The organism is Thermosynechococcus vestitus BP-1 (assembly GCF_000011345.1).
Classification (GTDB): Bacteria; Cyanobacteriota; Cyanobacteriia; order Thermosynechococcales; family Thermosynechococcaceae; genus Thermosynechococcus; species Thermosynechococcus vestitus.
In genome coordinates this window covers 173,344-198,184 of the sequence record NC_004113.1, presented here as the reverse complement: position 1 = coordinate 198,184, position 24,841 = coordinate 173,344, and the positions used below count along the sequence as shown (strand labels likewise).

General features: G+C 53.3%; 25 protein-coding genes. 11 read left to right on the top strand and 14 right to left on the bottom strand.

The genetic code is table 11. The features are described from left to right. Window positions 1–16: 16 nt before the first annotated feature. Window positions 17–1,009, bottom strand: coding sequence for an IS481-like element ISTel1 family transposase (locus TLL_RS01075; protein ID WP_011056237.1), 993 nt, complete (start codon window positions 1,007–1,009; stop codon window positions 17–19). 133 nt (window positions 1,010–1,142) lie between these two features. Between TLL_RS01075 and TLL_RS01070 the strand changes: the two genes are divergently transcribed. Continuing rightward, a complete protein-coding gene (locus TLL_RS01070) occupies window positions 1,143–2,975 on the top strand; it encodes an ABC transporter ATP-binding protein (protein ID WP_011056069.1) in 1,833 nt (610 codons plus the stop codon). Here TLL_RS01070 and ppk1 read toward each other — a convergent pair. Beyond that, on the bottom strand, window positions 2,950–5,148 hold the full coding sequence (gene ppk1, locus TLL_RS01065) for a polyphosphate kinase 1 (protein WP_164921077.1): 2,199 nt from the start codon (window positions 5,146–5,148) through the stop codon (window positions 2,950–2,952). The genes TLL_RS01070 and ppk1 overlap by 26 nt on opposite strands. A 131-nt stretch (window positions 5,149–5,279) precedes the next feature. On the opposite strand from ppk1, the gene lysS reads away from it, so the two are divergent. From lysS to TLL_RS01050, 3 genes are all read left to right on the top strand, one after another. After that, window positions 5,280–6,800 carry a lysine--tRNA ligase gene (gene lysS / locus TLL_RS01060; RefSeq protein WP_011056067.1) on the top strand — a complete coding sequence of 507 codons (1,521 nt, stop codon included), beginning with the start codon at window positions 5,280–5,282 and terminating at the stop codon, window positions 6,798–6,800. 76 nt (window positions 6,801–6,876) lie between these two features. Next, the gene (gene clpS / locus TLL_RS01055) at window positions 6,877–7,158 is read left to right on the top strand and encodes an ATP-dependent Clp protease adapter ClpS (protein ID WP_024123996.1); all 282 of its coding nucleotides are present in this window, start codon (window positions 6,877–6,879) and stop codon (window positions 7,156–7,158) included. Window positions 7,159–7,186: 28 nt separating this feature from the next. Further along, entirely contained in the window at window positions 7,187–7,993 is an 807-nt protein-coding gene (locus TLL_RS01050) for a CPBP family intramembrane glutamic endopeptidase (RefSeq protein WP_011056065.1), read from the top strand. On the opposite strand, the gene TLL_RS01045 is transcribed toward TLL_RS01050, so the two are convergent. From TLL_RS01045 to bioD, 4 genes are all read right to left on the bottom strand, one after another. Then, a complete protein-coding gene (locus TLL_RS01045) occupies window positions 7,965–9,293 on the bottom strand; it encodes a 16S rRNA (cytosine(967)-C(5))-methyltransferase (RefSeq protein ID WP_011056064.1) in 1,329 nt (442 codons plus the stop codon). The two genes, TLL_RS01050 and TLL_RS01045, sit on opposite strands and share 29 nt — an antisense overlap. Continuing rightward, window positions 9,284–9,742, bottom strand: a complete 459-nt coding sequence (locus TLL_RS01040) for a DUF3531 family protein (RefSeq protein WP_011056063.1) — start codon at window positions 9,740–9,742, stop codon at window positions 9,284–9,286. Before TLL_RS01040 ends, TLL_RS01045 begins: the two co-directional genes overlap by 10 nt. After that, entirely contained in the window at window positions 9,739–10,299 is a 561-nt protein-coding gene (locus TLL_RS01035) for a glutathione S-transferase family protein (RefSeq protein ID WP_011056062.1), read from the bottom strand. The genes TLL_RS01040 and TLL_RS01035 overlap by 4 nt, the downstream gene beginning before the upstream one ends. Before the next feature lie 109 nt (window positions 10,300–10,408). Next, window positions 10,409–11,077 (bottom strand): dethiobiotin synthase, encoded by a 669-nt coding sequence (gene bioD / locus TLL_RS01030; protein ID WP_269441373.1) that lies wholly within the window; start codon window positions 11,075–11,077, stop codon window positions 10,409–10,411. 192 nt (window positions 11,078–11,269) lie between these two features. Here bioD and TLL_RS01025 point away from each other — a divergent pair, with 192 nt between their 5' ends. The 7 genes from TLL_RS01025 (at window position 11,270) to TLL_RS00995 (ending at window position 18,321) form a co-directional block, all read left to right on the top strand. Next, entirely contained in the window at window positions 11,270–12,442 is a 1,173-nt protein-coding gene (locus TLL_RS01025) for an RNA-guided endonuclease InsQ/TnpB family protein (protein ID WP_011056060.1), read from the top strand. A 224-nt stretch (window positions 12,443–12,666) separates the two neighbouring features. Beyond that, on the top strand, window positions 12,667–13,650 hold the full coding sequence (locus TLL_RS01020) for an alpha-ketoacid dehydrogenase subunit beta (protein WP_011056059.1): 984 nt from the start codon (window positions 12,667–12,669) through the stop codon (window positions 13,648–13,650). Between the two features lie 2 nt (window positions 13,651–13,652). Further along, window positions 13,653–15,083: a protein translocase subunit SecD gene (gene secD, locus TLL_RS01015; RefSeq protein WP_011056058.1), complete on the top strand. Its 1,431-nt coding sequence runs from the start codon at window positions 13,653–13,655 to the stop codon at window positions 15,081–15,083. Next, entirely contained in the window at window positions 15,080–16,033 is a 954-nt protein-coding gene (gene secF, locus TLL_RS01010; RefSeq protein ID WP_011056057.1) for a protein translocase subunit SecF, read from the top strand. The genes secD and secF overlap by 4 nt, the downstream gene beginning before the upstream one ends. Before the next feature lie 6 nt (window positions 16,034–16,039). Beyond that, window positions 16,040–16,726, top strand: a complete 687-nt coding sequence (locus tag TLL_RS01005; RefSeq protein WP_011056056.1) for a hypothetical protein — start codon at window positions 16,040–16,042, stop codon at window positions 16,724–16,726. A gap of 81 nt (window positions 16,727–16,807) precedes the next feature. Next, window positions 16,808–17,494, top strand: a complete 687-nt coding sequence (locus TLL_RS01000) for a DUF3120 domain-containing protein (protein ID WP_231833797.1) — start codon at window positions 16,808–16,810, stop codon at window positions 17,492–17,494. Window positions 17,495–17,571: 77 nt separating this feature from the next. Further along, the gene (locus tag TLL_RS00995) at window positions 17,572–18,321 is read left to right on the top strand and encodes an E3 ubiquitin ligase family protein (protein WP_011056054.1); all 750 of its coding nucleotides are present in this window, start codon (window positions 17,572–17,574) and stop codon (window positions 18,319–18,321) included. Window positions 18,322–18,323: 2 nt separating this feature from the next. Here TLL_RS00995 and TLL_RS00990 read toward each other — a convergent pair whose 3' ends face one another. The 8 genes from TLL_RS00990 to TLL_RS00955 form a co-directional block, all read right to left on the bottom strand. Beyond that, the gene (locus TLL_RS00990; protein ID WP_011056053.1) at window positions 18,324–18,650 is read right to left on the bottom strand and encodes a hypothetical protein; all 327 of its coding nucleotides are present in this window, start codon (window positions 18,648–18,650) and stop codon (window positions 18,324–18,326) included. Between the two features lie 140 nt (window positions 18,651–18,790). Next, the gene (gene psaM / locus TLL_RS00985) at window positions 18,791–18,886 is read right to left on the bottom strand and encodes a photosystem I reaction center subunit XII (RefSeq protein WP_011056052.1); all 96 of its coding nucleotides are present in this window, start codon (window positions 18,884–18,886) and stop codon (window positions 18,791–18,793) included. A 105-nt stretch (window positions 18,887–18,991) separates the two neighbouring features. Beyond that, on the bottom strand, window positions 18,992–19,582 hold the full coding sequence (locus tag TLL_RS00980; protein WP_011056051.1) for a hypothetical protein: 591 nt from the start codon (window positions 19,580–19,582) through the stop codon (window positions 18,992–18,994). Then, window positions 19,579–20,736: a GAF domain-containing sensor histidine kinase gene (locus tag TLL_RS00975; protein ID WP_011056050.1), complete on the bottom strand. Its 1,158-nt coding sequence runs from the start codon at window positions 20,734–20,736 to the stop codon at window positions 19,579–19,581. Before TLL_RS00975 ends, TLL_RS00980 begins: the two co-directional genes overlap by 4 nt. Continuing rightward, entirely contained in the window at window positions 20,737–21,186 is a 450-nt protein-coding gene (locus tag TLL_RS00970) for a hypothetical protein (protein WP_011056049.1), read from the bottom strand. Window positions 21,187–21,303: 117 nt separating this feature from the next. Continuing rightward, window positions 21,304–23,661: a GH116 family glycosyl hydrolase gene (locus TLL_RS00965; protein WP_164920650.1), complete on the bottom strand. Its 2,358-nt coding sequence runs from the start codon at window positions 23,659–23,661 to the stop codon at window positions 21,304–21,306. A gap of 38 nt (window positions 23,662–23,699) precedes the next feature. Further along, window positions 23,700–24,092 carry a Fur family transcriptional regulator gene (locus TLL_RS00960; protein WP_011056047.1) on the bottom strand — a complete coding sequence of 131 codons (393 nt, stop codon included), beginning with the start codon at window positions 24,090–24,092 and terminating at the stop codon, window positions 23,700–23,702. Window positions 24,093–24,153: 61 nt separating this feature from the next. Further along, window positions 24,154–24,744 carry a class I SAM-dependent methyltransferase gene (locus tag TLL_RS00955; protein WP_011056046.1) on the bottom strand — a complete coding sequence of 197 codons (591 nt, stop codon included), beginning with the start codon at window positions 24,742–24,744 and terminating at the stop codon, window positions 24,154–24,156. Window positions 24,745–24,841: the final 97 nt, after the last annotated feature.

Genomic DNA, 24,841 nt, shown 5'->3' with positions numbered 1-24,841 from the left:
TAGGATAGAGGCGTTGTTAGGTGTCAAGACCCGTGACATTATCTACCCTTGAAACGAAGAGGTCTGGTCGCTCAGTTTGCCACCATCGCAGTTTCTCAATGGGAGTCATGTGGCCCAAAACGCGTTGGGGAATGCGGTGATTGTACGCCCAAAGGTATCGCGTGAGCGTCTCTTGCAAGTCGGCTGCCGAGACAAAGCGTTCAGCGCGCAGAATCTCCGCAATGCGGCCGTTGAAGCGTTCCACCATCCCGTTGGTTTGCGGATGGCGGGGTTGGATGAGCCGATGGGTGATGCGCTTTTCACGACAGAGCTGATCAAACGGATGGTGTCCCGTGGGTTGGCGTTCGCCTGCGGAGGAGAAACGGTCGGTAAACTCCTTGCCGTTATCAGTCAGCACCGTACGCACCACGAAAGGAGCGTTGGCAAGGACATTTGCAAGAAAGCGCGTTGCCGATTCTGCGCTCTTCTCCTCGTGGATTGCCAAATAGACCCAGCGCGTTGCCCGATCAATCGCGACAAAGAGGTAGCGGCGCTGCTCCTCATCCGGCATTTGTGGCAGGTATTTGACGTCGATGTGGATGAACCCAGGTGCGTACGCTTTGAACTGCCGCGTGGTGCTTTTGGGACTGCCTTCGAGGCTTTCGCGTTCCTTTTGCAGTATCCTGAGGTTCGAGACTCCGTGGCGACGCAGGCAGCGATCCAGCGCTGAGCGGCTCAGATTGGGGTTGAGGAACGTCCGGGCAAGAACGAGAAGGTCATCAAGAGGCAGCAAAAGGAGCTTACGCACCTCAACGATCACAAGCTCTTGCGCTTCCGTAAGCGTCGTTTGCAGGCGGTGCGGGCGGGTGCTTTTGTCTTCAACGGTTGCGCGCTTACGCCATTTCGCTACCGTGTGCCGGTGGATCCCGTAACGTCTGGCAAGCTCGCGATGACTGATCGAAGCCGGTGCTTGTTGGATTTCACGGCGAATTCGGGGTGTCGTTCGGGCGTTGGCATGAATACGTGGCATGGTGATACTCCATCGTTGAACGCTTTCCGACCTTGGAACAAGCACTCAAGGAGCCGGTACGCTTCGAAGAGTTTAGCACGACTTCTGGGAATATAATGATGCGGGACCTGACAGTTAGGCCTAAACAAATAAAATGCTAAAGCATCCTGCATTGCGCTCCCTTGGCAAAATTTGGCAACTACTGGATCGGGGCGATCGCTGGCAAGTCGTCGGCATTGGTTTGCTGATGGTGCTTGGCAGCCTTTGGGAAGCGCTAGGGGTAGGGTTAGTGCTGCCCTTTATAGCAGTTGTGGAAAAACCCGAGCGATTGAACACCCTGCTCTTTTGGCGTCAAACTTCCCTCACAAACACAGAACAAACTCAGTGGCTTCTGATACTGAGTGCAGCCTTTGGCCTTCTGTATCTCTGCAAGAATTTGTTTCTTGCCTTGAGTAGTTACCTTCAGTTGCAGTTCTTAAATAGTAAGAACCGCAAGTTTGCAACTTTACTCCTGCAGGGCTACCTCTACAAACCTTACACCTTTCACTTGCAAAATAATACCGCTACATTGATCCAGAATGTAAATAGTGAAATAAATAATGTTTTCAACGTGTACCTATTACCCTTATTAAACTTTTTTTCAGAATCCTTGATTGTTTTCGCTATATTTTCAGTTGTTATCTTGACCAATCCCTTTATCTCAATTCTGGTTATCGGTTTAATTTCAATACTTTCTTTTATTTTCTTTCAAGTCTTTCGGCGTCAACTTAAGACGGTGGGTCAGCGTCGCCTTCATTATGCCCAAAAAGTGATTCAAAGCATTAATGAAAGTTTAGGCGGCATCAAGGAGGTGAAGTTACTTGGCCGAGAGGCTCAATTCCTTAAGACCCATGCTGAAAACATGACTGAAGATCGCAAAGCCAACTTATTCTTGCTATTTATTCAGCAGTTACCCCGTCTCTACTTTGAAAGCTTAGCAGTTCTCAGCATTATTCTGATTATTATCCTAAACCTGCTGCAGCAAGGTAATGTGGCCCAGGTGTTGCCCTTGATCTCCCTGTTTGCTGCCGCTGCATTTCGCCTCTTGCCCTCGGCGACGCGCTTGATGAATAGCCTCAATTTCATGATCTACTATTCTGCTAGTGTGGATCTGGTTTATGACGATGTTTTGGAAGCGCGAACGCTTCAGCTCTCTGAGCCTCTGGACTGCCCAAAAAAGCCTATTTTTCAAGATTGCTTAGAACTCATTGATGTGCACTATACCTACCCGAATGCAACTCAACCCGCAATTCAAGGGGTGTCCCTTAGGATTAAACGGGGGGAAATGGTGGGGTTTGTGGGGGCGTCGGGAGCAGGGAAGACGACCATTGTTGACTTGATTTTGGGGTTGCTCAGCCCTGCCCAGGGCGATATTCGCGTTGATGGCGTAAGCATTTATGACAACCTTGGCCAATGGCAACGGCAAATTGGCTATATTCCCCAAGCAATTTATCTATCGGATGATACCCTGCGTCACAACATTGCCTTTGGCCTCCCGGATGAGGCTATTGATGAGGAGGCTTTATGGGCGGCAGTCAAAGCTGCGCAGCTAGCTTCCTTTGTCGATTCCCTGCCCCAAGGTCTAGATACGGTGGTTGGGGAGCGGGGGATCCGCCTTTCGGGGGGGCAGCGACAACGAATTGGCATTGCTCGGGCTCTCTATCATAACCCTTCTGTGCTGGTGATGGATGAAGCCACAGCGGCCCTTGATAACCAAACGGAAGCCGGGGTCATGGATGCAATTCAAGCTCTCAGTGGCGAAAAGACCATCATTATGATTGCCCACCGCCTGAGCACCGTTATGGAGTGCCATCGCCTGTACCTCATGGCCAATGGCCAAGTGGCGGCTGTAGGGAGCTACCAAGAACTTCTGCAAACGAGTCCAGAGTTCCGGGCTATGGCTAAGGGGTATCGGGGAGTATCTAGTGACTCCCTTGAACGTCCTTGAGGGTGCGAGCCATTAAAACACTGTGGGTACCGCGCTCGGCTTCTCCAGGTGCTGGCTGCCGTTGGCGGTAGGTGCCATCGGGTTGCAGTTCCCAGGCTTGGCGATTGTCTGCCAACATAATTTCCAGTCGTTCTTTGAGTTCCAGTTGAATCGCTGGATCTTCAATGGGGGTAATGGCTTCAACGCGGCGGTCTAGGTTGCGCGATCGCCAGTCGGCACTGCCGATGTAATACTCTGGGTCCCCATTGTTGCCAAAGTAGAAAATCCGGGAGTGCTCTAAAAAGCGGCCAATGATACTAATCACCCGAATGCGATCGCTCACGCCCGGTACGCCGGGGCGTAGACAGCACATACCGCGAATAATCAAATCAATGTCCACCCCTGCTTGGGACGCCTCATAGAGGGCGCGAATCACCTGCGTGTCTGTAATCGCATTCATCTTGGCAATAATCCGCGCCGGCTGACCATTGCGGGCGTGTTCAATCTCGCGGTAAATCAACTGAAGGGTGCGATCGCGCATCGTGACTGGGGCAACAAGAAGCTTGCGATAATCCCGCTGGCGGGCATAGCCCGTGAGCACATTAAAGAGTTCCGAGAGATCTGCTCCCAATTCCTCACGGCAGGAAAATAGCCCCAAATCCTCATAGAGGCTAGCAGTTTTGGGATTGTAATTGCCAGTGCCAATGTGGACATAGCGGCGAATTTGCCCCGCCTCTTGGCGCACCACCAGAACTGTTTTGGTGTGGGTCTTCAGACCCGGTACGCCATAGACCACATGGACACCCACTTTCTCCAGCTTCCGTGCCCAGAGGATATTATTTTCCTCATCAAAGCGCGCCTTCAGTTCCACCAAAACCGCCACCTGTTTGCCATTCTCGGCAGCTTTAATCAGGGCACTGACAATCGGCGAGTCACCAGAAGTGCGATAGAGGGTTATCTTAATGGCCAGCACCTGGGGATCATGGGCCGCCAAAGTAATAAAGCGCTGTACCGTTGCCGCAAAGGAATGGTAGGGGTGATGAACGATAATATCCCCTTCGCGAATGAGACTAAAGAGTTCGTTGGCAACAGCTTCCCAATAGTCGGTGCCAAGGGTGGTAATTTCACTGCTGGTGTCAAACATGGACTCCCGTTCCTCTACCCGTTGGAAACTGGGGGGAACTTGGGGTTGCCACTCGGGATCCTTGAACTGGGGCAAGGGCAATCCCATAAAGGCAAATAAATCATTCAAGCACAACAGACCCTCGAGTTCATAGACATCGATCTCCTCGAGATCCATCTCTTCCATTAGGGTTTGCCTCAGAAGCGGTGGAATGCCCCGCTGCACCTCCAGCCGCACTACAGAGCCAAAGCGCCGTTTACGAATTTCCTGTTCAATGGCAATCAGTAAATCATCGGCCTTGTCCGTTTCTAGTTCGAGGTCGGCACTGCGGGTAATGCGAAAGGCAAAGTAGGCCTCAATCTCCATCCCCGGAAAGAGGGCACTGAGGTTGTGGGCAATAATTTCTTCGAGGGGAACGCCCAGCCAATGAACACCTTGGGGCGAGTGCAAGTGCTGGGGAAGGGCAACAAAGCGTGGAAACTGATTCGGTACCTTCACCCGTGCCAGTCGCTCTTGGCCAGATTCTGGATCACGAATCAGCACAGCAAGGTTAAGGCTGAGACTAGAAATATAGGGGAAAGGGTGCGCCGGATCAACGGCTAAAGGGGTAAGCACAGGGAACACTTGGGCCTGGAAGTAGTCGTTGAGGTAGGCCTGCTGCTCGGGGGTCAACTCATTAAAGCGAGTGAGAAAAATAGACTCCTTGGCCAAGAGGGCACGCAGTTCTTGATCGAAATAGCGGTGTTGCTCCGTAACAATCGGTAAGAGATATTGCCGCACTGCCTGTAATTGCTCCGCTGGAGGCATACCATCGGCTCCTACTTGGAGAATGCCACTTTCCACTTGCTGCTTCAAACCAGCCACACGCACCATGAAAAATTCATCCAAGTTGGAACTGAAAATGGCCATAAATTTGAGCCGCTCTAGTAGCGGTGTGCGGGGGTCATAGGCTTCGTGGAGTACCCGCTTATTAAATTCCAGCCAGCTTAAAGAGCGATTGAAGTAGTATTGCGGATTATCCAGATCAATAGGTTCGGGTGCTTTACGGCGAGGGGACTTCGCAGAGGGCATGGCCGTCTGTTCTTGTTTATTGGTCACACTAGCTTCCACTGTACTCGATTCCCCTTTTGCAGTGTTGCTACCGATTCCAGAGCGTACAATAAGAAGGTTAAGGTTTGCTAATCGGGAGACTTTCTACCAATATGGCTGACGTGGGGGCAACGGGAGCCGAAATTCGGGCCACACGGATTGAGAAAGCAAAAACATTGCAAGCACAGGGAATGAGCCCCTATGCCTATCGTTGGGAGCGCACCCATACTGCAGCATTGCTGCAAGACAAATATGCCCACTTGGCCGCTGGCGAAGCGGTGGGCGATCGCGTGAGTGTGGCCGGTCGCATTATGGCGCGGCGCATCTTTGGCAAGCTGGCCTTTTTTACGCTTCAGGATGACAGCGGCACGATTCAGCTTTACCTCGATAAGCAAACCATTAGCCAAACCATGGGGGAAGCCGCCTTTGCTGATTTGAAACACCTTACTGATGTCGGCGATATCCTTGGTGCGGTGGGCACCCTCAAGCGCACTGAGAAGGGCGAACTGTCGGTTGTGGTGGAATCCTACACCATGCTGACAAAATCATTGTTGCCCCTACCGGACAAATGGCACGGCCTCACAGATGTGGAAAAGCGCTATCGTCAGCGCTATGTGGATCTCATCGTCAACCCCCAAGTGCGTGACACATTCCGCAAGCGAGCACTGATCACCGCCGCCATTCGCCGCTACCTCAATGAGCAGGGCTTTATTGAAATTGAAACACCTGTTCTCCAGGTGGAAGCTGGGGGTGCCGAGGCACGTCCTTTTATTACCTACCACAACACCTTGGAGATGCAGCTTTATTTGCGCATTGCCACCGAACTCCACCTGAAGCGCCTCATTGTCGGTGGGTTTGAGAAGGTGTATGAACTGGGGCGCATCTTTCGCAATGAGGGCATCTCAACCAAGCACAACCCTGAATTTACGTCCATTGAGGTCTATCAGGCCTACGCCGACTATAACGATATGATGACGCTGACGGAGGCGATTATTACCACAGGGGCGATGGAGGTGTTGGGCACCCTCAAAATCACCTATCAAGGGGAAACAATTGATCTGACACCCCCATGGCGACGGGTGACAATGCACGATGCGGTGTTGGCAGCTACTGGAATTGACTTTCGCCAATTGGGGGATCTGACCGCGGCTAAAATAGCCGCTCAAAAGGTAGGAGTAAAAGACTTAGACACCTGTGACACGATTGGCCGAGTGCTCAATGAAGTGTTTGAGCAAATCGTTGAACCTACATTGATTCAGCCCACCTTTGTTCTCGACTACCCTGTGGAGATTTCTCCCTTGGCCAAGCCCCACCGCAGTCAACCGGGACTGGTGGAGCGATTTGAATTATTTATCGTCGGCCGCGAGCATGCCAATAGTTTTTCGGAGTTAACGGATCCTTTGGATCAACGGCAGCGCTTGGAGGAACAAGCGCGGCGCAAAGCGGCTGGGGATTTGGCAGCCCATAGTGTTGATGAAGATTTTCTCACCGCCTTAGAACATGGAATGCCACCCACAGGAGGTCTAGGAATTGGCATTGACCGCTTGGTCATGCTGCTAACGGACTCGCCAAGTATTCGTGATGTGATTGCTTTCCCGCTGTTACGTCCTGAATCGGCGGGTGGTCAGGTTTGATGGGTTTGCTAAAATCTTAAGCGTATTTACTAAATGTCTTACCCTGGATGTCCACTGAATGGAGGCATGGCCAACAATGTCAGTGCAAACCATTGAAAAACCAGCAACCGTTCGCAAGTTGGCTCCCCGTTATCGGGTGCTCCTTCACAATGACAATGTCAACTCTATGGAGTATGTGGTGGAGGTATTGCTCAAGACAGTACCAAGCCTCACCCAACCCCAGGCTGTGGATATTATGATGGAGGCACACTTGACGGGGGTTGCCCTAGTGATTACCTGTGCCCTTGAGCACGCTGAGTTTTACTGTGAAGGCCTGAAAATGGCAGGGCTAACAAGTACCATTGAACCCACGGAGTAAGCCACTGTTTTCCCAGTTTTGGCGGCAAATGATCCGCCGCCCCTTTTGGATTCGGGTTTTTAGTTTTGCCCTGACCCTACTACTGCTGTGGTTGCCCCTTGGCCTAAGTATCTATTTTTTCTGGGGAGAAGGGGGAGCAGCTAGCTTTGTCAATATGGGGCTGTTGTACCTCATTTTTATGCTCTTACTGCGAGTCTGGGGGCAGCGGGTACACCACCAGCGATCGCCCTTTATGTTTTATGGACTGAAGGGCGGTTGGAACTTTGGGCGGGATGCTCTGCTAGGGTGGCTAGCGGGTGTGTTTTTGGTTGCCCTGCTATTTGCCATCGAGGGGCTTTTGGGTTGGGTGAGCTGGCAGGGGCTGTCGGATCGCTTTGGTCTGGTCTTGCTGGATGGCGTCCTCACCGGTGTTGCTGTAGGTTTTGCTGAGGAATTGTTGTTTCGTGGCTGGCTGTTGCAGGAACTAGAGCTAGAGTACCAACCGTGGTTTGCTCTCTTGCTCAATGGCCTGATTTTTGCGGCGTTGCACTATCTGCATCCCTTAGAGGTGATTTTAGCGACATGGCCGCAGTTTTTTGGCCTGGCACTGTTGGGTTGGATTCTGAGTTTGAGTAAATGGGTCTTTGCTGGCCGTTTAGGCTTTCCCATGGGACTTCACGGTGGCTTGGTCTGGGCTTATTTTGGTGTCAATGTGGGCCAATTGGTGACCTACACTGGTGTGGCACCAGAGTGGCTAACAGGCATTAACGGTAACCCGATCGCCGGCCTGATGGGGGTAGGGATTTTAATTCTGGTGGCTTTGGGGTTTAGCTATCGCGTCGCAACCGCACCATGAAAAAACCATCCATATCCTGCTGCTGCGGCCATACGGTGATCCAACCCTCCGGCGCTGCTTTTAGGGGAAAGTTTGGGGGTGGCGGCTCAATGTGCCACTGGGGATGGTGAGCCAGAAACTGCTGAATCTGGGCCTCATTTTCTGCCGGTTCCAAGCTACAGGTGGCATAAACGAGTAAGCCGTAGGGTTTGACCCACTGGGAAACGGTGGCCAAGAGTTGGGCTTGCAGGGGCAAGAGTTCACCTAATCGCCTCTTCAGGGGTCGCCAGCGGGCGTCGGCATGGCGGTGCAGGGTTCCTGTTCCCGAGCAGGGGGCGTCTAAAAGGACCCGATCGCCCACTGCTGCAAAGTCCCCTGCCGCTGCACTATCTAGGATGTGGATTTCAATGCTCTTTAGGCCGAGGCGATCGCGATTTTGTGCTAACTTCCGCAGGCGATGGGGGGAGCGATCGCAGGCAATGACACGGCCTTGATCTTCCATTAACTCAGCAATGTGGGTGGTTTTCCCTCCGGGTGCTGCACAGGCATCAATGACTACCTCCCCAGGCTGTGGATCTAATAGATGGCTCACCCATTGTGCTGCCCGATCCTGAACCGACCAGTGACCGGCAGCATAGCCGGGGAGTTCCTGCATCGATTGCCCACAGTGGGATAGCACCAGTCCTTGGGGCAGAGGGGGAATTGGTTGCAACCCATAGCCTGCTGTTTCAAAATCAGCGATGAGTTGATCAGCCGTTATTCGCAGTGGATTGAGCCGCAAATCGAGGCGGGGCGGCTGATTGAACCACTGACAGAGGGCAGTGCACTCCTGAAGAGGCAAACGTTCTAACCAAGAGGCAATCAGTTCATCGGGGAAGCTATAGCGACACCCCAGTTGAGAGACGAGGGGCAGGTGGGCAATGAAAGCTTCAAGGGGATCGGTGGTGCAGCGGCTGTAACGGCGCAAGACCCCATTCACGAGTTTGGCAAAGCCTTCTAAGCCAATCTGTTTGACCAGTTCAACGCTGCTGTGGACGGCGGCATGGGCAGGAATGCGATCCAGGTACCGCAGTTGATAGAGGCCTAAACGCAAGACTAACTGGACAGGGAGGGGAGGCAGTTGGCGACAAAACCCCTGAATTAGGGTATCTAAGGTGCGCTGTTGGCGGATAGTTCCATAGACCAGTTCAGTCACGAGGGTGCGATCGCTCCCATGGAGGGCATACCGCTGCAAGACCTGATGCAGGGCCACATCGGCATAGGCTCCCTTGGCTACCCGTTCTAGGGTATCGAGGGCAAGACGCCGTGCACTTAGTTCCACGCTGATTGTTCAATCATTTCCCGCTGTTCACTGGTGGCGATCGGCCACTCAGGATTGTCACCACCAATTACGAGGGTTTTTAAGGGCACATAGTCCTCACTAAATTGGTGGAGGGCATTGATTAAGACATCCAAGGCCAAGGCATCACTGGTACCCAAATCAAACCAGCAGCGGGCCCAGCGATCGTTGTACTCAAACTCGCCCATATTGTGCATCACTGCCATCAGCGAACTCTCGGCTTGGGCGCGATCGTACTCTAGGTGACTGAGGTCTAAACCCGTTTCCTGGACTTGGAGATTCTCAGCATTGAATCCCCCCAGTTTCCCTAGGAAAAACCAGGAGTTAAAGACTTCCTCCAGGTACTGCTGCTCCACGGACGAAGGCGGTGCCGCAAATTCCACCCAAATCCATACATCAAAGGGATTCACTTCACGGAAGATGACATTCATGCCCTCGCTCCCATTAAACCCTTCTGAAAGGCAGGTCGTTGTTGCAAGCGGGCCACATAATCCGCTACGGCAGGATAGGGACTCAAGTCCACCTGAAAGAGCATCTGGAGATAGGCCAGCATTGACCCTAGGGCGACATCGGCTACCGAAAAGTCCTTGCCCAGAATGTAGGATTGCCCCATGAGAGCCGTCTCAATGCCCTTGAGCAGTGGTGGAAGCTGGCGATCGCGCGTTTCGGCAGGAAACATTGCCTGGGTCAGGGTAGAGTTGGCAAACAGCACCCACTGATAAACTTGGGCCGCGGCTGCCGCGTCCTTGGGTAATTCACCGTGAACTTGGGCAAGATAGAGCAAAATCGCCCCTGATTCCCAAAGCACCACATCGCCATCGACGATCACGGGCACTTTACCCATAGGGTTGAGTTTGAGAAATTCAGGTTGATGTTGTTCCCCGGCTTGGAGATCTATGAGCACAAACTCATAGGGAATGCCTAGTTCTTCTAAATACCAGCGGACAATACTGGCGCGGGATTTGGCGCCGCCATAGAGCTTGAGCATAGGTCAGTTGCAGCGATCAATGTGTCAATCAAATCTCAGTCACTTTTATTTATTATGATCCTTGATTGATCCTTGATCGACCTCAAAATAATTTTCTGCCTAACCGTCCTCAGCGCCAAAGCAGATCCAGTGGCCATTCAGCGACCATTGCCGCCAACTGTTCATTGGAGTGTTGACCATAGGGCAGTACCCCCAACACCGGCACTTGGGTAAAACGGCTGAGAAATACTGGCGGAGTCCACTGTTCAATCTCGGCATCACTACAGGGGCTGACACAGTTGAGAATCAGACCGCGAATGACCAACTGGTACTGCCGGGCAAGGGCAATATTGGCCACAATTTGGGCGATCGCCCCCAGGCGTACCGTTGCCACTAAAACAATGGGCAACTTCCAAGCGGCTGCCAAATCCGCCACCGTCCACTCCCAAGTAATGGGCGATCCAAGACCCCCAATGCCTTCAACTAAAAGATAATCAAATCGCTCCTGAAGCTGCTGGTAAGTCTGCCAGAGGGGGGCTAAATCAATCCTGCGATTTTCCAATTGGGCTGCAATGGGAGGCGCAAGGGGGGCTGCAAAACTCAGAGGGCACACCTCCCTGGGCGTTTGTTCCAGAGGTAGGGTTTGACAGTAGTAATCCCCATCCCCAATTTCAACCGCTGTTCCACTTTGCATGGGCTTGAGAATGCCCCAGCGTTCTTGGGGACGATAGCGATGGGCATAGGACCACAGTGCTCGTGTGATCATTGTTTTGCCCACACCAGTATCGACACCGGTAATGAGTAAAGACTGGCAATACTGTGAAATTTTTAACCCTCCCTACCCTCGTCGCCATAGTTCTCAATGGATTATACCCATTTCATCTTTACCTCCGAGAGACCCCTTCCTTTAGGGAGGGGAGGGATAGGAGCGATAGTCTATGACTGCCAAGTATAGTTGTGCTACTTACAAAATAACAAATATAATATAGGCATGGAAAAGGCTTTCAGTTACCGCTTCTACCCAACGACCGAGCAGGAATCCCTGCTTCGGAGAACATTGGGCTGTGTTCGGTTGGTTTATAATCGAGCACTGGCAGCCAGAACAGAAGCCTGGTATGAACGAAAAGAGAGACTTGACTACGTTCAAACCTCTGCCTTGCTTACTAAGTGGAAGAAGCAAGATGACCTCCAGTTTTTGAATGAGGTTAGCTCTGTCCCCTTGCAGCAGGCATTGAGACATCTGCAATCTGCTTTCACTAACTTTTTTGCAGGTCGGGCGAAATATCCCAACTTCAAAAAGAAACGTAATGGCGGTAGCGCAGAATTCACCAAGTCTGCTTTTAGGTGGAAAGACGGAAAAGTATTCTTGGCAAAGTGCAACGAACCGCTGAATATTCGCTGGTCGAGACGGCTTCCAGATGGTGTTGAACCATCCACCGTGACCATCAGGCTTAACCCTGCTGGACAGTGGTACATCAGTCTGAGGTTTGATGACCCCAGAGATTTGACACTGCAGCCCGTCGACCCGTCGGTTGGTTTGGACGTAGGGATGAGCAGTCTCATTACCCTGAGTACAGGGGAAAAGATTGCCAACCCCAAGCACTTTAACCGCTACTACAAACGACTCCGTAAGGCGCAGCGGTCTTTGAGTCGCAAACAAAAAGGCTCTCGCAATTGGGATAAGGCGCGGTTGAAAGTTGCCAAGATTCACCAGAAAATCTCTGATTCCAGAAAAGACCATTTGCACCAGTTGACGACTCGATTGATACGTGAAAACCAAACGATCGTAATCGAGTCGTTGGCTGTGAAAAACATGGTCAAGAACCGTCAGCTTGCTCGATCCATCAGTGATGCTGGATGGGGTGAACTGGTACGGCAATTGGAATACAAGGCCCAGTGGTATGGTCGGACACTGGTGAAGATTGACCGATGGTTTCCCAGTTCTAAACGCTGTGGACAGTGTGGTCACATTGTTGAGCGGTTGCCATTGAGCGTCCGAGAATGGGACTGTCCTAAGTGTGGGGCGCACCATGATCGGGATATAAATGCCGCTGGGAATATTTTGGCCGTGGGACACACGGTTACAGTCTGTGGAGCGGGTGTAAGACCTGATAGACATACGTCTGGAGGGCAACTGCGAAGAAGCAGAAAGTCCCAAAAGTGATTTTGGGAGTCTCCCTGCTTTAGCGGGGGGAGGATGTCAATGTGGGTACTCCGCAACCGCTGAAGGTCAACATGTCTTGCGGTGTACACACCCTAGGCGCTAGAGGACATTGCGACATCAATCAAGGCTTTGAAGGATCAGAACGAGTAGGGGTGGGCGATCGCAGGCGGCGCAGTTTCAACTACTCTAGGAAATAGTCCTTACTGAATGTATGCCGCGCAACCATGGCTGAGACCCTCATGTTTAATGCCCTTCGTGCTGCCATTGATGAAGAAATGGAGCGGGATCCCACAGTCTTTGTGCTGGGGGAAGATGTGGGACATTATGGCGGCTCCTACAAAGTCACCAAAGACCTCTACAAAAAGTATGGTGAACTGCGCCTATTGGATACCCCCATTGCCGAAAATAGCTTTACGGGCATGGCCATTGGGGCAGCCATGACTGGCTTGCGTCCCATTGTTGAGGGCATGAACATGGGCTTTTTGCTCTTGGCCTTCAATCAAATTGCCAACAATGCTGGCATGCTCCGCTACACCTCTGGCGGCAACTTCAAAATTCCGATTGTCATCCGTGGTCCCGGTGGGGTTGGGCGACAACTGGGGGCCGAGCACTCCCAACGCCTCGAAGCCTACTTTCAAGCGGTGCCGGGATTAAAAATCGTTGCCTGCTCGACTCCCTACAACGCCAAAGGCTTGCTCAAATCGGCGATTCGCGATCCGAATCCGGTGCTGTTCTTTGAGCATGTGCTCCTGTACAACCTCAAGGAGGACCTCCCAGAGGAAGAATATCTCCTGCCGCTTGATAAAGCCGAAGTTGTTCGCACTGGCGAAGATGTAACCATCTTGACCTACTCGCGGATGCGTCACCATGTTCTGCAAGCGGTGAAAACCCTTGAAAAAGAGGGCTACGACCCCGAAGTAATTGACCTGATTTCCCTAAAGCCCTTGGACTTTGAGACAATTGGTGCCTCAATTCGCAAAACCCATCGCGTGGTGATTGTAGAAGAGTGCATGAAGACAGGGGGAATTGGTGCCGAACTTTCAGCTTCAATCATGGAACGCTACTTTGATGAGCTGGATGCACCGGTCATTCGCCTTTCTTCCAAAGATGTTCCTACCCCCTACAATGGCACCCTAGAGAATCTGACGATTGTGCAACCGCCTCAAATTGTAGCGGCAGTGCAAAAGCTGGTGCAGGGACAGGTTTAGCCATGGGAAAATATCGCGGCTGGCTGATTGCGATTTTGGTGTTGCTGATGGCCGCCACGTGGGTCATTGTGCGCACGCCGGCGCGGCTGGGCTTAGATCTGCGGGGGGGTGCCCAACTGACGTTGCAGGTGCAAACCACAGACAAAGTGCCGCAAATTACGCCCCAAGTGCTGGCAGCAGTTCAAGGGGTGGTGCAGCGGCGGATTGATGGCTTGGGTGTTGCCGAAGCAGTGGTACAAACCGCCGGCGACGATAAGCTCTTGGTGCAGTTGCCCGGGGTGACGGATCCGCAGCAGGCGGAGCGAATTCTCAAGGGGACAGCGCAACTACTCTTTGCTGTGCAAAAGCCGGGCACAGAGACTCAACTACAAATTGAGCGGCAACTGCAGTCACAACTGCTGCTGGAACAGGCTCAACTCTTGGCGGAGCAAGCTCAGAAGGCCAATGATCCCGAAGCCCTGAAGGAGATTGAGGCAAAGCTAGAAAAAAACCGTGAATCCCTTGAAAAAAGCCAGAAAGCGATCGCCAGCCTCTTTACACCCTCCGATTTAACCGGGGCAATGCTCACCGAGGCCTTTGCCAGTCCCGTGGCGCCCGCATCCCCAAACTGGAGTGTGATTGTGCGCTTTGACAGCCAGGGGGCTGAGCTTTTTGCCCAACTGACGAAGGAGATTGCTGGCACGGGGCGCAGCCTTGGGATTTTTCTCGACGATCGCCTGATTAGTGCCCCAACGGTGGCGGTGGAATATGCCGAGACGGGAATCGTCGGGGGCAGTGCCGAAATCTCCGGTGGCTTCACTGCCCAAACCGCCAATGATCTGGCCATTCAGTTGCAGGGGGGAGCGCTGCCGGTTCCCCTAGAGGTGGTGGAAAACCGCACGGTTGGTGCTTCCCTGGGGCAAGACAGTATTCGCGATAGCCTCTATGCGGGCTTGGCCGGCTTGGTGTTGGTGCTAGTCTTCATGGTGGCCTACTATCGCCTCCCGGGACTCATTGCCGATATTGCCCTGCTTCTATACGCCATTTTTACCTATGCGGCCTTTCTGCTGTTTGGGGTGACGCTCACCCTGCCGGGGATTGCGGGTTTTATTCTCAGTATTGGCATGGCCGTTGATGCCAACGTCCTGATTTTTGAGCGCACTCGCGAGGAGTTACGGGCAGGGAAAACCCTCTACCGTTCCGTTGAAGCGGGATTCGATCGCGCCTTTGCCAGTATTCTGGATAGCAACGTCACCACCTTGATTGCCTGTGCTGCCCTCTTTGCCTTGGGGACAGGGTTTGTCCGCGGGTTTGCCGTTACCCTTGCCATTGGTATTGGCATTAGTATGTTTACGGCTCTCACCTGTAGTCGCACGTTCCTGTTCTATGCCATTAGTATTCCCAGTCTGCGTAGACCCCATTGGTTCTGTCCAAAACTGGAGAGTGTTCGATGAGCTTTAGTGTCAATCGCCAGCGATCGCTCTGGTGGGGTCTATCTTTGGTGGTCATTCTCAGTGGGCTTGTGGCCATGGCCATCTCGTGGGTGTCCCTGGGCAGTCCCCTGCGGTTAGGCTTAGATTTTATTGGCGGGACGCGGTTGCAATTTGAACTGGCCTGTAGCGCCACTCACAACTGTTCCCAGCCCATTGATATTGATGTGGTGCGTCAAGTGCTCAACCAGCAGGGATTGGGTAACAGCAGCCTGCAAATTGTGGGTGAGTATGGGGTGAGTATTCGCACAGTGCCCCTCTCTGTGGATCAGCGCACCCGCCTCAGTGATGCCCTCAGGCAAAAAATCGGTGACTTTGACCCCCAGAAAACCCAAATTGAGACCGTTGGCCCCACCCTTGGCAAAGAAATCCTGCGATCGGGACTGCTGGCACTGTTGGTGTCGTTTATTGGCATTACGATTTATCTGACGCTGCGCTTCCAGTTTGACTATGCCTGTTTTGCCCTTGTCGCCCTTGTCCACGATGTATTGGTAACCACGGGAATTTTTGCCATTTTGGCACTGGTGGCAGGGGTGGAAATTGATAGCCTCTTCATTGTCGCGCTGCTCACGATCATTGGTTTTTCGGTGAACGATACAGTGGTCATCTACGATCGCGTGCGGGAAACCCTGAAGCTCAACCCAGAGCTTGGAATTCAAGAGGTGGTGGATCAGGCCGTGGTGCAAACCCTTGGACGCTCCATCAATACCACCCTGACAACGCTGCTGCCTCTGATCACGATCCTTCTCTTTGGGGGCGATACGCTGCGCTACTTTGCCTTGGCCTTGCTGATTGGTTTCACAACAGGGGCTTATTCGAGTATTTTCATTGCCAGTACCCTCCTTGCCTGGTGGCGCGATCGCCCGCCGCCGCGTCCCGCTACGAATACCCTGGAGACAACATCGACGCCCTAGCTAGTCGTGCTCATTCCCCTCACCCAAGAGAAAGTCCGTCAATTGGTGCCGCTGGTGGCCACGGGTTCCCAGTATCGCTATGTTTGGGGTAAGCTTCAGGACTTTCTCCGACGCTTAACCTTCTCTGTGGTGGCGGTGGCCGTTATTGCCTTCGGTTTGAATTTTTTAGGGGATAGCACCCAACTGATTTTGGGTCTGATTGCGGGTCTCTATTGGCTCTGGGCACCGGCAGTGTTAGCCTCCTTTCGCAATCGTCGCCATCGGCGGTTTCCCTATGGCGGCTTTTGGCGCGGGCGTGTCTTGGATGTTTATGTCACGGAAGAATTGGTGGGCAAAGAGGAGACGGTGAACGACAAGGGACAACTCGTTATTATTGAGAACCGTGAACGCTGCTTGAATCTGGAGATTGGCGATAAGACAGGCTTTGAAACCAGAGTGCAAGCCAAATTGCTGCGTCAACATCGAGGGATTCGCCCTGGCGATGCAGCGGAAATGTTGGTTCTCTCCCGTCGTCCTGATCTGGCAGAGATTGAATTGATTTCTGAGGTTTTCCTACCCCGCCATCGTCTCTGGATTGGCACCTACCCAATTTTGCAGCGGGATGCCTTTATGGATCTATCAGAAACGCTGCGGCGCAAAGCCCGCTCGAAAGCTCCTCGGCGATCGCCCCGACCCCGACGTTCCAGCCTGTGATACCTTAAAGGAAAGAAATAAAAGTTAACAATTCCCGATATTCCCTTGACTGCGCTGACTTCTCCCTCAACACCTTCGTCTTTGCGCCTGGGCTCACGGCTGGCTTGGTTGCTCTTTGGCTTTGCCGCCTTCTTGGTCTCCATTCCCGTTTTCATTGAGGCGCCTCTCGTGCGGACATTCCCTTGGCTGAGTTTGGCTTTGACGCCGCCGCTTCTGGGTCTTAGTTTCTGCCTCCAACGCCACCCCCACTGCCGCTATTGGGGCGAGATGCTTTATGGATTTAGCTGGTGCTGGGGGGCAGGTTCCCTCTACTGGGGATGGCTGCGCTGGGAACCCCTGTGGCATTTGCCCATTGAGGCTCTACCCATTCCGCTCATGCTCTGGCACCTCCGGCGGCGGCAGCAACTGGTGGGGGTGTTCTTTTTTGGCGGATCGTTTCTGGGCACAGCCATCACTGATGCCTACTTTTACTTGATTGATGTGATTCCCCATTGGCGAGCCATTATGTATCTCGAAGGGGATGTCATTTCAGTTCAGGAGATGCTCACACAGGCGATCGCCCAGGCCCAGACCTTTAGTGGCCAGGTGTGGGGAGTTCTCTTGAGCCTGACTTTGCTCCTCATTGGTTTGCTGCCCCTCTTTGAATCCCAGATTCGTCGTGGCTATCCCGCCGTCTTGCCCGTCTGGGGATTTATGGGGGCTGTCTTGAGTACGCTGGTTGTCGATGGTTTCTTTGGTCTCACCATTGGCCTAATATCGATGGGATAAAGGAGTTCAGCGCTGTCAGCCAGTGGGGCAGCCTGCCGATAAGGCTAAAATCAGCACAGAGGAATTCAACGACAGCCATGGGGGTTTTTGCTCACCTTTGCTTAACGGGGTCAGCTTTTCTCTTCGCCCTTGAGGGCTATTATCGGTTGCAGCTCAGGGGAATAAAGGTGGCCAGTCCTAGCACCATTGGCGAGTTAGAGAAATTCCAACAACAGGTCGCTCAGGAGATGGGGAGCGGCAGTTGGCGCGAGTACGTGCAGGTGGTTGGTCAAGTAACCACGTCTCAGCCCTTGCTCTCCGAGGTGAAGCGCATTCCCTGTGTCTATTACAAAACGATTATCAGCCGCGAGTATGAAAAAGAGGGGAGCGATCGCCCCTCGGAAATCATTGGCCGCCATGAGCAGTCAACCCTATTTTTGCTGCGAGATCACCAAGGGGAGATCGAAGTCAATCCCTTCGGTGCTGAAATTGAAGCCGTGCAGGTCTTAGATGAATTGCGGCCTGCGGATCAACCCCATGCCTTTGCCCTCTCCTTGGGCTTCCTCTCCTTCAATTGGCACTTTGGCAAGGGTACAACCCTCGGCTATCGCTATCAGGAGTGGGTGCTGCCCTTGGGGCAACCCGTGTCAGTGGTGGGCATGGCCTCGGATCAGGGGGGAGTTCTCCGCCTCCAAAAGCCACAAAACAGGGGACAAAAATTTATCATTTCCCTCAGCTTTGAGGATCCGCTGATTCAGCAGTACAAACAGCAAAAACGAAAAATGACCTATGCTTCCCTTGGTGCCACCCTCTGCGGCGTCTGTGGTTTAGTCTTGGCCTTGTTTTAGGCTTAATCAGGTTCTTGCTTTGAGGTGTTAGGTTGTACCCAAATGATCCGCCGCTGATTGGCGCCAATTAAATTGGCCTCCTCCTGGGCAATGCGCCGCCGTGCTTGGGGCTGGCGATCGCGCTCCTGTTCCCGTTGTAATTCCTTAACTCGTGCCTCCAGTTGGGCCACTTCGGCTTCGAGGGCATGGAGTTTTTGCAGTTGACTCCGTTGATAGGGCACCAGCTTGGCGATCGCCCCCAGGCCAAAGACGAGCAGCACCAGATGCACTGCAATTTTGGCAGCGGCTTCCCAGGCAATCGCAGGAATTTTTTGCAGAGGGTGAGCCATGGCTAAACCGTGAACGGACAGTTGCCTATCAGTATAAAAAGAAAAAAGCAGTTCCCTTGTCTGAGCAATACGATTGGGAACCGCCTAATAAATTTTTAGAGAAATAGAGCAATGCAGCCAGTTGACAACAACAGTGTTGACTACTTGTACAACTCAGTGGACAGCCGAAATGCCAGTACCGCAGGCAAAAGAGCAATTACAAGGGCAACGTAAACTTGGGTATCGGTCAGCGCCATGAACAACTCCTTTATGGAATAACAGTCGCGATCAAGTGCTGTATTTATTACTCCATAGGTGCTTTCCTTTGGCAACGCTTCCTCATAGTTCGTAACATTTTGCAGCTAGGTCTCGGGGGTAACCCTAGCACGCCAGTGGGGCAGCCGTCGTAGGAGAGTCAGCATTGACAGTCCCGTGGCCAGAAGGGTCAGCAAACTTAGCCCCACCAAGAGAACATAGAAGGGACGCCCCACCTCCCCCCAATAGGTTCCCTGATGGAGGCTCAGGAAAATTGCCGCCTGTTCTTTGGAGAGGCCAAACCAGTTGCGGCCAAGGCGATAGGCAATTCCCGTCGTCGTACTCACAAGCAAGGGCAATGCTGCAATGGCAGCTAGGAGGTGATGCAGCCGCCGCGCTGACCACTGGCCAGGGAGCGATCGCCCCCACAGAAGACCCAAACCCGTCGTCATAATTCCCAGCAAGCCCAAGCCAACGACCAACACATACAGCGGCACGCCCCATTCCCCCAGATAGCGGCCTTCATGGAGGGTCATCATTGCCCGCCCAAAGTCTTTAGATAGCCCAAACCAACTGCGCCCAAGACGATGGGCTATTCCCGTTGTCGCTGAGATCAATAGGGGTAGGGCAAAGATCACCCCAAGGAATTGATGCCCTTGACTGCTGATCTTGGCAAGACGCTGTCTGAAAGTACTCATGGTTCCACCTTCATTTGCCAGGGAATGGCTAAGGTGAAGGCCGTACCGCGATCGCCTGCGTAGGGACTGGTCACCCGCAGGCTCAGACCATAGGGACGCAGCAAATCCTGAGCAATGGCCAAGCCCAGACCGCTGCCCTCAATCCCACTGTCTGCTTGAACCCCTCGATAGCCCCGTTCAAAAAGACGCGGCTGCGCCTCCTTAGGAATACCACAGCCGGTATCCCAAACGGTTAATTCTAAGGCGGGGGACGAGAGCATCAAGCGCAGACCAATCGTGCCCCCTTTCGGGGTGTACTTAAAGGCATTGTCCAGTAGATTACCGACAACCTCCTGAAGCACCCGTTCCTCGAGCCAGATCGGCGGCAGTTGAGGCGGTATCTCCACCACAAAAGTTTTACCCTCCATTTCAGCGCGAGCTTGGGCGGCGCTGATCAGTGGCAAGAGGGTTTCAGCCAGATCGAGGGGTTTACCCGCAAGGGGTAGGGGCTGGCTGCCTGTGAGGGCAGGAATATCGTTGCGCTGTTGGCGATAGTCCTCCAACAGTGCCATGAGCCGCTCCGTTTCCTTGGCAATGCCTTCGGCGAGGGGACGCCCCTTGTGATCAGGTTCCAAGCGTTTGAGCAGGAGCTTGACAAAGGTGCGAATGGCGGCCACGGGATTGCGCAGTTGATGGAGCAGATCGTCAAAGCGCTGTTGCCGTTGATCCAGTGGCTGGGCAGGGGAGTGACTGAGCCATTGTTGCCGTTGATCCAAGACGCAGGCGATGGCCAGGGTTTGTGCCACCTGTTGCAATTGTGCCTGCTCTGCTGCCAGCCAAGGACGGTGTTGCCGCTGCGCCACCAGTACCCCCAAGACCCAATTTTGGTACATCAGGGGCAGGATGAGTTGGTTGGCCAAGGATGAGACCACCTGTTGAGGGTAATGGCTTAAAGAGGTCTCAGGGACTTGGGTTGGCGGTGGTAGTGTCGGGGGAATGGCTAAGCTCAGCAGGGATGCCGCCTCTGGATAGACAGCAACGGGAGACCACGAGGGCGAGTCGTTGAGGGTTTCACTAAGATAGACCGCCAGTGAAGAGGCACCCAAGCTGTTGACAACAAGTTCTAGTTGGGTGCGACAGAGGGCAGCAAATTCTTCACTGGCTGGCCAGAGCATCTAGGCAGTAACCCCGGAGTGACTCAACGATTGCGGGAGCAGGACTTGAAAGTCACCACTCCCCCTTGTATATTCTTCCAACAATTGCTTTTCAATGGGAAGCAGGTTGGGATCCGGGTCAGCTTCCTGTTCCTTGAGGGTTTCTTCAATGAGTTCCATCTGCTCCTCTGCTTCAGCAAGGGCACTGAGCAGCTCTTCATGGATGGCGACATTGCCGTTTTGACTGACCAGCAACTGGTAGCGATCGCGCAGCTCATTGAGTTCTCGCTGCATGGCTTCTTTTTCAGCGGTGAGCTGCTCTGTCATTTGTTTGTAATATTTGAACGCCATCAGGAAAGGAACGAGCTTTTCCCGCAGCGTCATGTGGTCAATATCGAGTTTGGTATAGCGTTCTGCCAGTTGGCTATAGGCTTGGCACAGACGTAGGTAACGTTGGCTGAGGTTATCCATAGGTTATCTAGAGAAGTGGCTGTTGAGGCGCTACCCCCTATCATAAACGGGCAGCCCATTCGTGACCATTGTCGCCGCTTCAGACATTGAAGCAATGTAAGATAGGTTACAAAAATTTTAGGGCAATCGTGATCCCCCACTGACAAGGGCCAGTGCCCAGATGGCCATAGGGCGCAGGTACATACAGGCACGGAAGGTACCATTGGCCGTAATCGCCTCCGGCGTACGAAATTGCAGGCCATTCTCGTAGATTTGCCGTACCACCACTTCGGCTAAACGCCATGCTTCGTCGATCATTCCCCGCTGCCATAAAAAGGCAGCCAAACCAAAGTTAATCCCCGTCCACACTTCAAGGGGATGGGTAGCGTGGGGGTTTTCAGGTTGGCCGTTGGGCAATAGGCCATTGGCGGCACCGAACTGGCCGTTGTGAAATTTGAGAAAACAGGTGTCGTAAATTTTGCGCAGGGCGCGATCGCAACAGTCCGGGGGCACAATATCCACCAGGCCCAGGAGTTGGGCATAAAACTGGCCACACAGTTGATCCGCCATGATCACATCGGAGCCACTGCCGGTATCGAGACGATAGTACTCGCCATTCCACAGCAGTTGATGGTAGCGGGGCCGAGCTTGGCTAAGCCACTGGCGGTAGATCTCCACCTGCGGTTGTTGGAGAAGCGTGCCGAGGGCGATCGCCGCCTCTAGGGCTGCCAACCACAAGCCACCACAGTAGGCACTGACTCCCTGTAGTTTCCAGTCATCGTAGGTTTGATCCGGGGCACCCCCATTTTCTGGCAGGCCATCGCCATCCTGGTCAAATTGTTTCAAATGGTCTAGGGCGGCCACCACCGCCGGCCAGCACTCCCGGGCAAAATTGAGATCCGTCCCCCCCGTGAACAAAAAGTCGCGATAGACCAAGAGCACAAAATCCGAGGCCAAATCTTTCCACAGATTACAGTCTTGGTAGGCCGTGTAGTTGGTCTTTTCCCAAGGGTGCTCATTGGGGGCACCGAGATCGTGGGGGACGGCATTGGCCAGTTTACGAGGCGCTTTGTAGGCGGTTTCGGGATCACCGCGATAGAAGTAGCCAATGATTCTCAGGGTTGGATCTGCTGTCGGAATGGCCCGCGCAAAGGCACGCATCACGGATTTTTCCAGCTCTGGCCACAATTGCAGCAGGGCAAAGGAACCATAAAGACGCACATCCAGACTTTCATACCAGCGGTAGTCAAGGCATTCTAAAACGGCAAACTGACCCACAGGATCGCGATCGCTGGCTGCACTCCAGAGGCTGCCCCCACTACTGAGAACGTATAGCTCATTGCACAGTGCCATCTTGAACCAGTCCGGCCAGTCGGGGTGACTGAGGATCGGTGCTTGCCAAGTGCGAATCTGCTCTTGCCACGTGGCATAGGCGGCGAGGGCTTGGGCGGCAAGGGTGACGGCATTAGTACCGTGGCGATCGCAAAAATCCGTGTAACGACGGTAATAGATCACTCCCTTGCCAAACTCGGTCACGGGAAAGTCCCACGCTAGGACCACAGGAATTTGTTTTCTTTCCCCCGGTGCTAAGGAAAAGCGCAGGGCAAAAGCGGCGGCCACCTGCTCTCCCGCTGCCGCTGGGGTGGGATCATTAACAAAGGGTAGGGAACCATCCACAGAAAATGATTGCCACAGGTGTGCCCCATCCCCCTCTGGCTGCCAGCGACTACAGCCAAAAAACTCGCCCAGGCCTGTGGGAATCAATGCTGCCCATTCGCCATCCCCTTCTTGGGGTGGGTTGGGGTGGGGCATACGGCGCAGTCGCCAACCTTGAAACGACTCCGTTTGAATCAGTTCATTAAAATTGCCGTCACTTTGACCCCAGCGGGGCGTGTAGGTATAGACAGGGCTACCATCATCACGGATAGCAATGGCCGAGGAAGGGGTAGTATTGCAAAACCAACCGACGGTATTTTGCCACGAGAGCATTAGGCTTAGGGTGAGGGACTGATCTGTGGGATTGCTGAATGTCCACAGAAACACCGCCACCGGGTAACTGGTTTCTTGGTAGTTGTGGGGTAGAATCGGTGAAAACTGTTCACAGGTGATTTGGGCCCTAAAGACCCCCTCATAGACAAACCAACTCCGCGGGTACCGCACCGCATAGGTGCCTTTGCCAGCGGGGTACCACTGCCAACTGCTGAGGCGGCCATCCTTGGGGGCACTGCCTAGGGCATAGGCCTGTGTTTGCTCTCCCTGCTCAAAAAGACTAAATTGACAGGCGGGCAGGGTGCCAAAGATGTGCTCTCCGCCATCAACGTGCCAAAGGTTAAAGTCCCCCGCAGAAGAACGGCCAATACAGCCAGCGCCAAAGCCACCAAGGGGCATTCCATACCAAGGGCCATCGTCTAAATTGCTGGCATAGCGAACGCGATAAGGAGTCTCCCAACCTTGGCCGATCGCCCGAGTCCAAGCACAGTTGGCAAATTCAATCACACCATTTTCCGAAGACGCCCCTGATCCAGAATACCGCTTTAGCGCTGCGCCATCACTTGGCACTTTGCACAGAGGCCAAAAAACTCCAGGGTGTGGTAAAAAACCTTGAAGTGATAGCACTCTTGTAGCTCCGTTTCAAGTGGCTGCACAGGACACTGCTCAATTTCAATGGATGTGCCGCAGTGTAAACAGGTGAGGTAGTGCTGATCCTGCTGCACCAAGCTATAGACCAATTCGCCACTGGGTAGGGGACGGGCCTGCACCTGACCATGAATGCGGAGATGATCTAGGGTGCGATACACCGTTGCAAGACCTAGGGGTGTCTGTCGTTGCCGCAGTTCTAAAAAAAGCTCTTGCGCCGAGAGCGATCGGCCGCTGGCTCTAAGGGCATCGAGAATAATGGCTTGGCTACGGGTGCGTCGCGGCGGCATAGCAATAGAACAACATTACCTTGATTTTACCTTTCCCTTACGGCTGCAATTAGATAAGAGATCAGACCTTGCGGCCAATCAGCTGAATCACCCAGCCGCGTCCGCGATGGCCTTGACCCTCATGGATGTCCCGCTGGATTTCAACGGCGTGGAGCCACTCTAGACCCGTTAGTTCTCGCTTCATTTCCTCTAAGTCGTGCAGTAGTTCCAGTGTGGGCGGGCCCCCTGTGCCCATTCCCAGTTGTTTCTTGCTGTAGGTCTCACTGAGATAGAGGCCTTGGGGCTTAAGGGCTTTGACAATGCGCTGGTTGACTAGGGTACGCAGCTCTGGCGGCAGATGGCAAAAAATAGCAACAATTCCATCCCACGTGTTTTCACCGAGGTCAAAATCCCGCAGATCGCAGTGATAGGTGGTGATTGAGACTCCCCTTTCTTGAGCAAGGCGCTGTGCTTTTGCCAGTCCCACTTGGGAGGCATCCACAGCCGTGACGGCGTATCCCTGTTGAGCAAGATAAACGGCATTACGCCCTTCCCCTTCGGCGAGGGAGAGAATTTGCCCTTGGGCCACAAAGTCATGGGCATGGGCTTTGAGGAAGTCGTTTGGCTCCCTGCCGTAGAAATAGGTGTCTCCTTGAAAGCGAGTGTCCCACATCAATATCGGCTCTTTTCGACGGCAACCACTAGAGTTTCAAAGCGTTCTTCAGGCACAGGTCAGCCCTCTTCTTCAAGCACAGCAATAGACCCTCCAA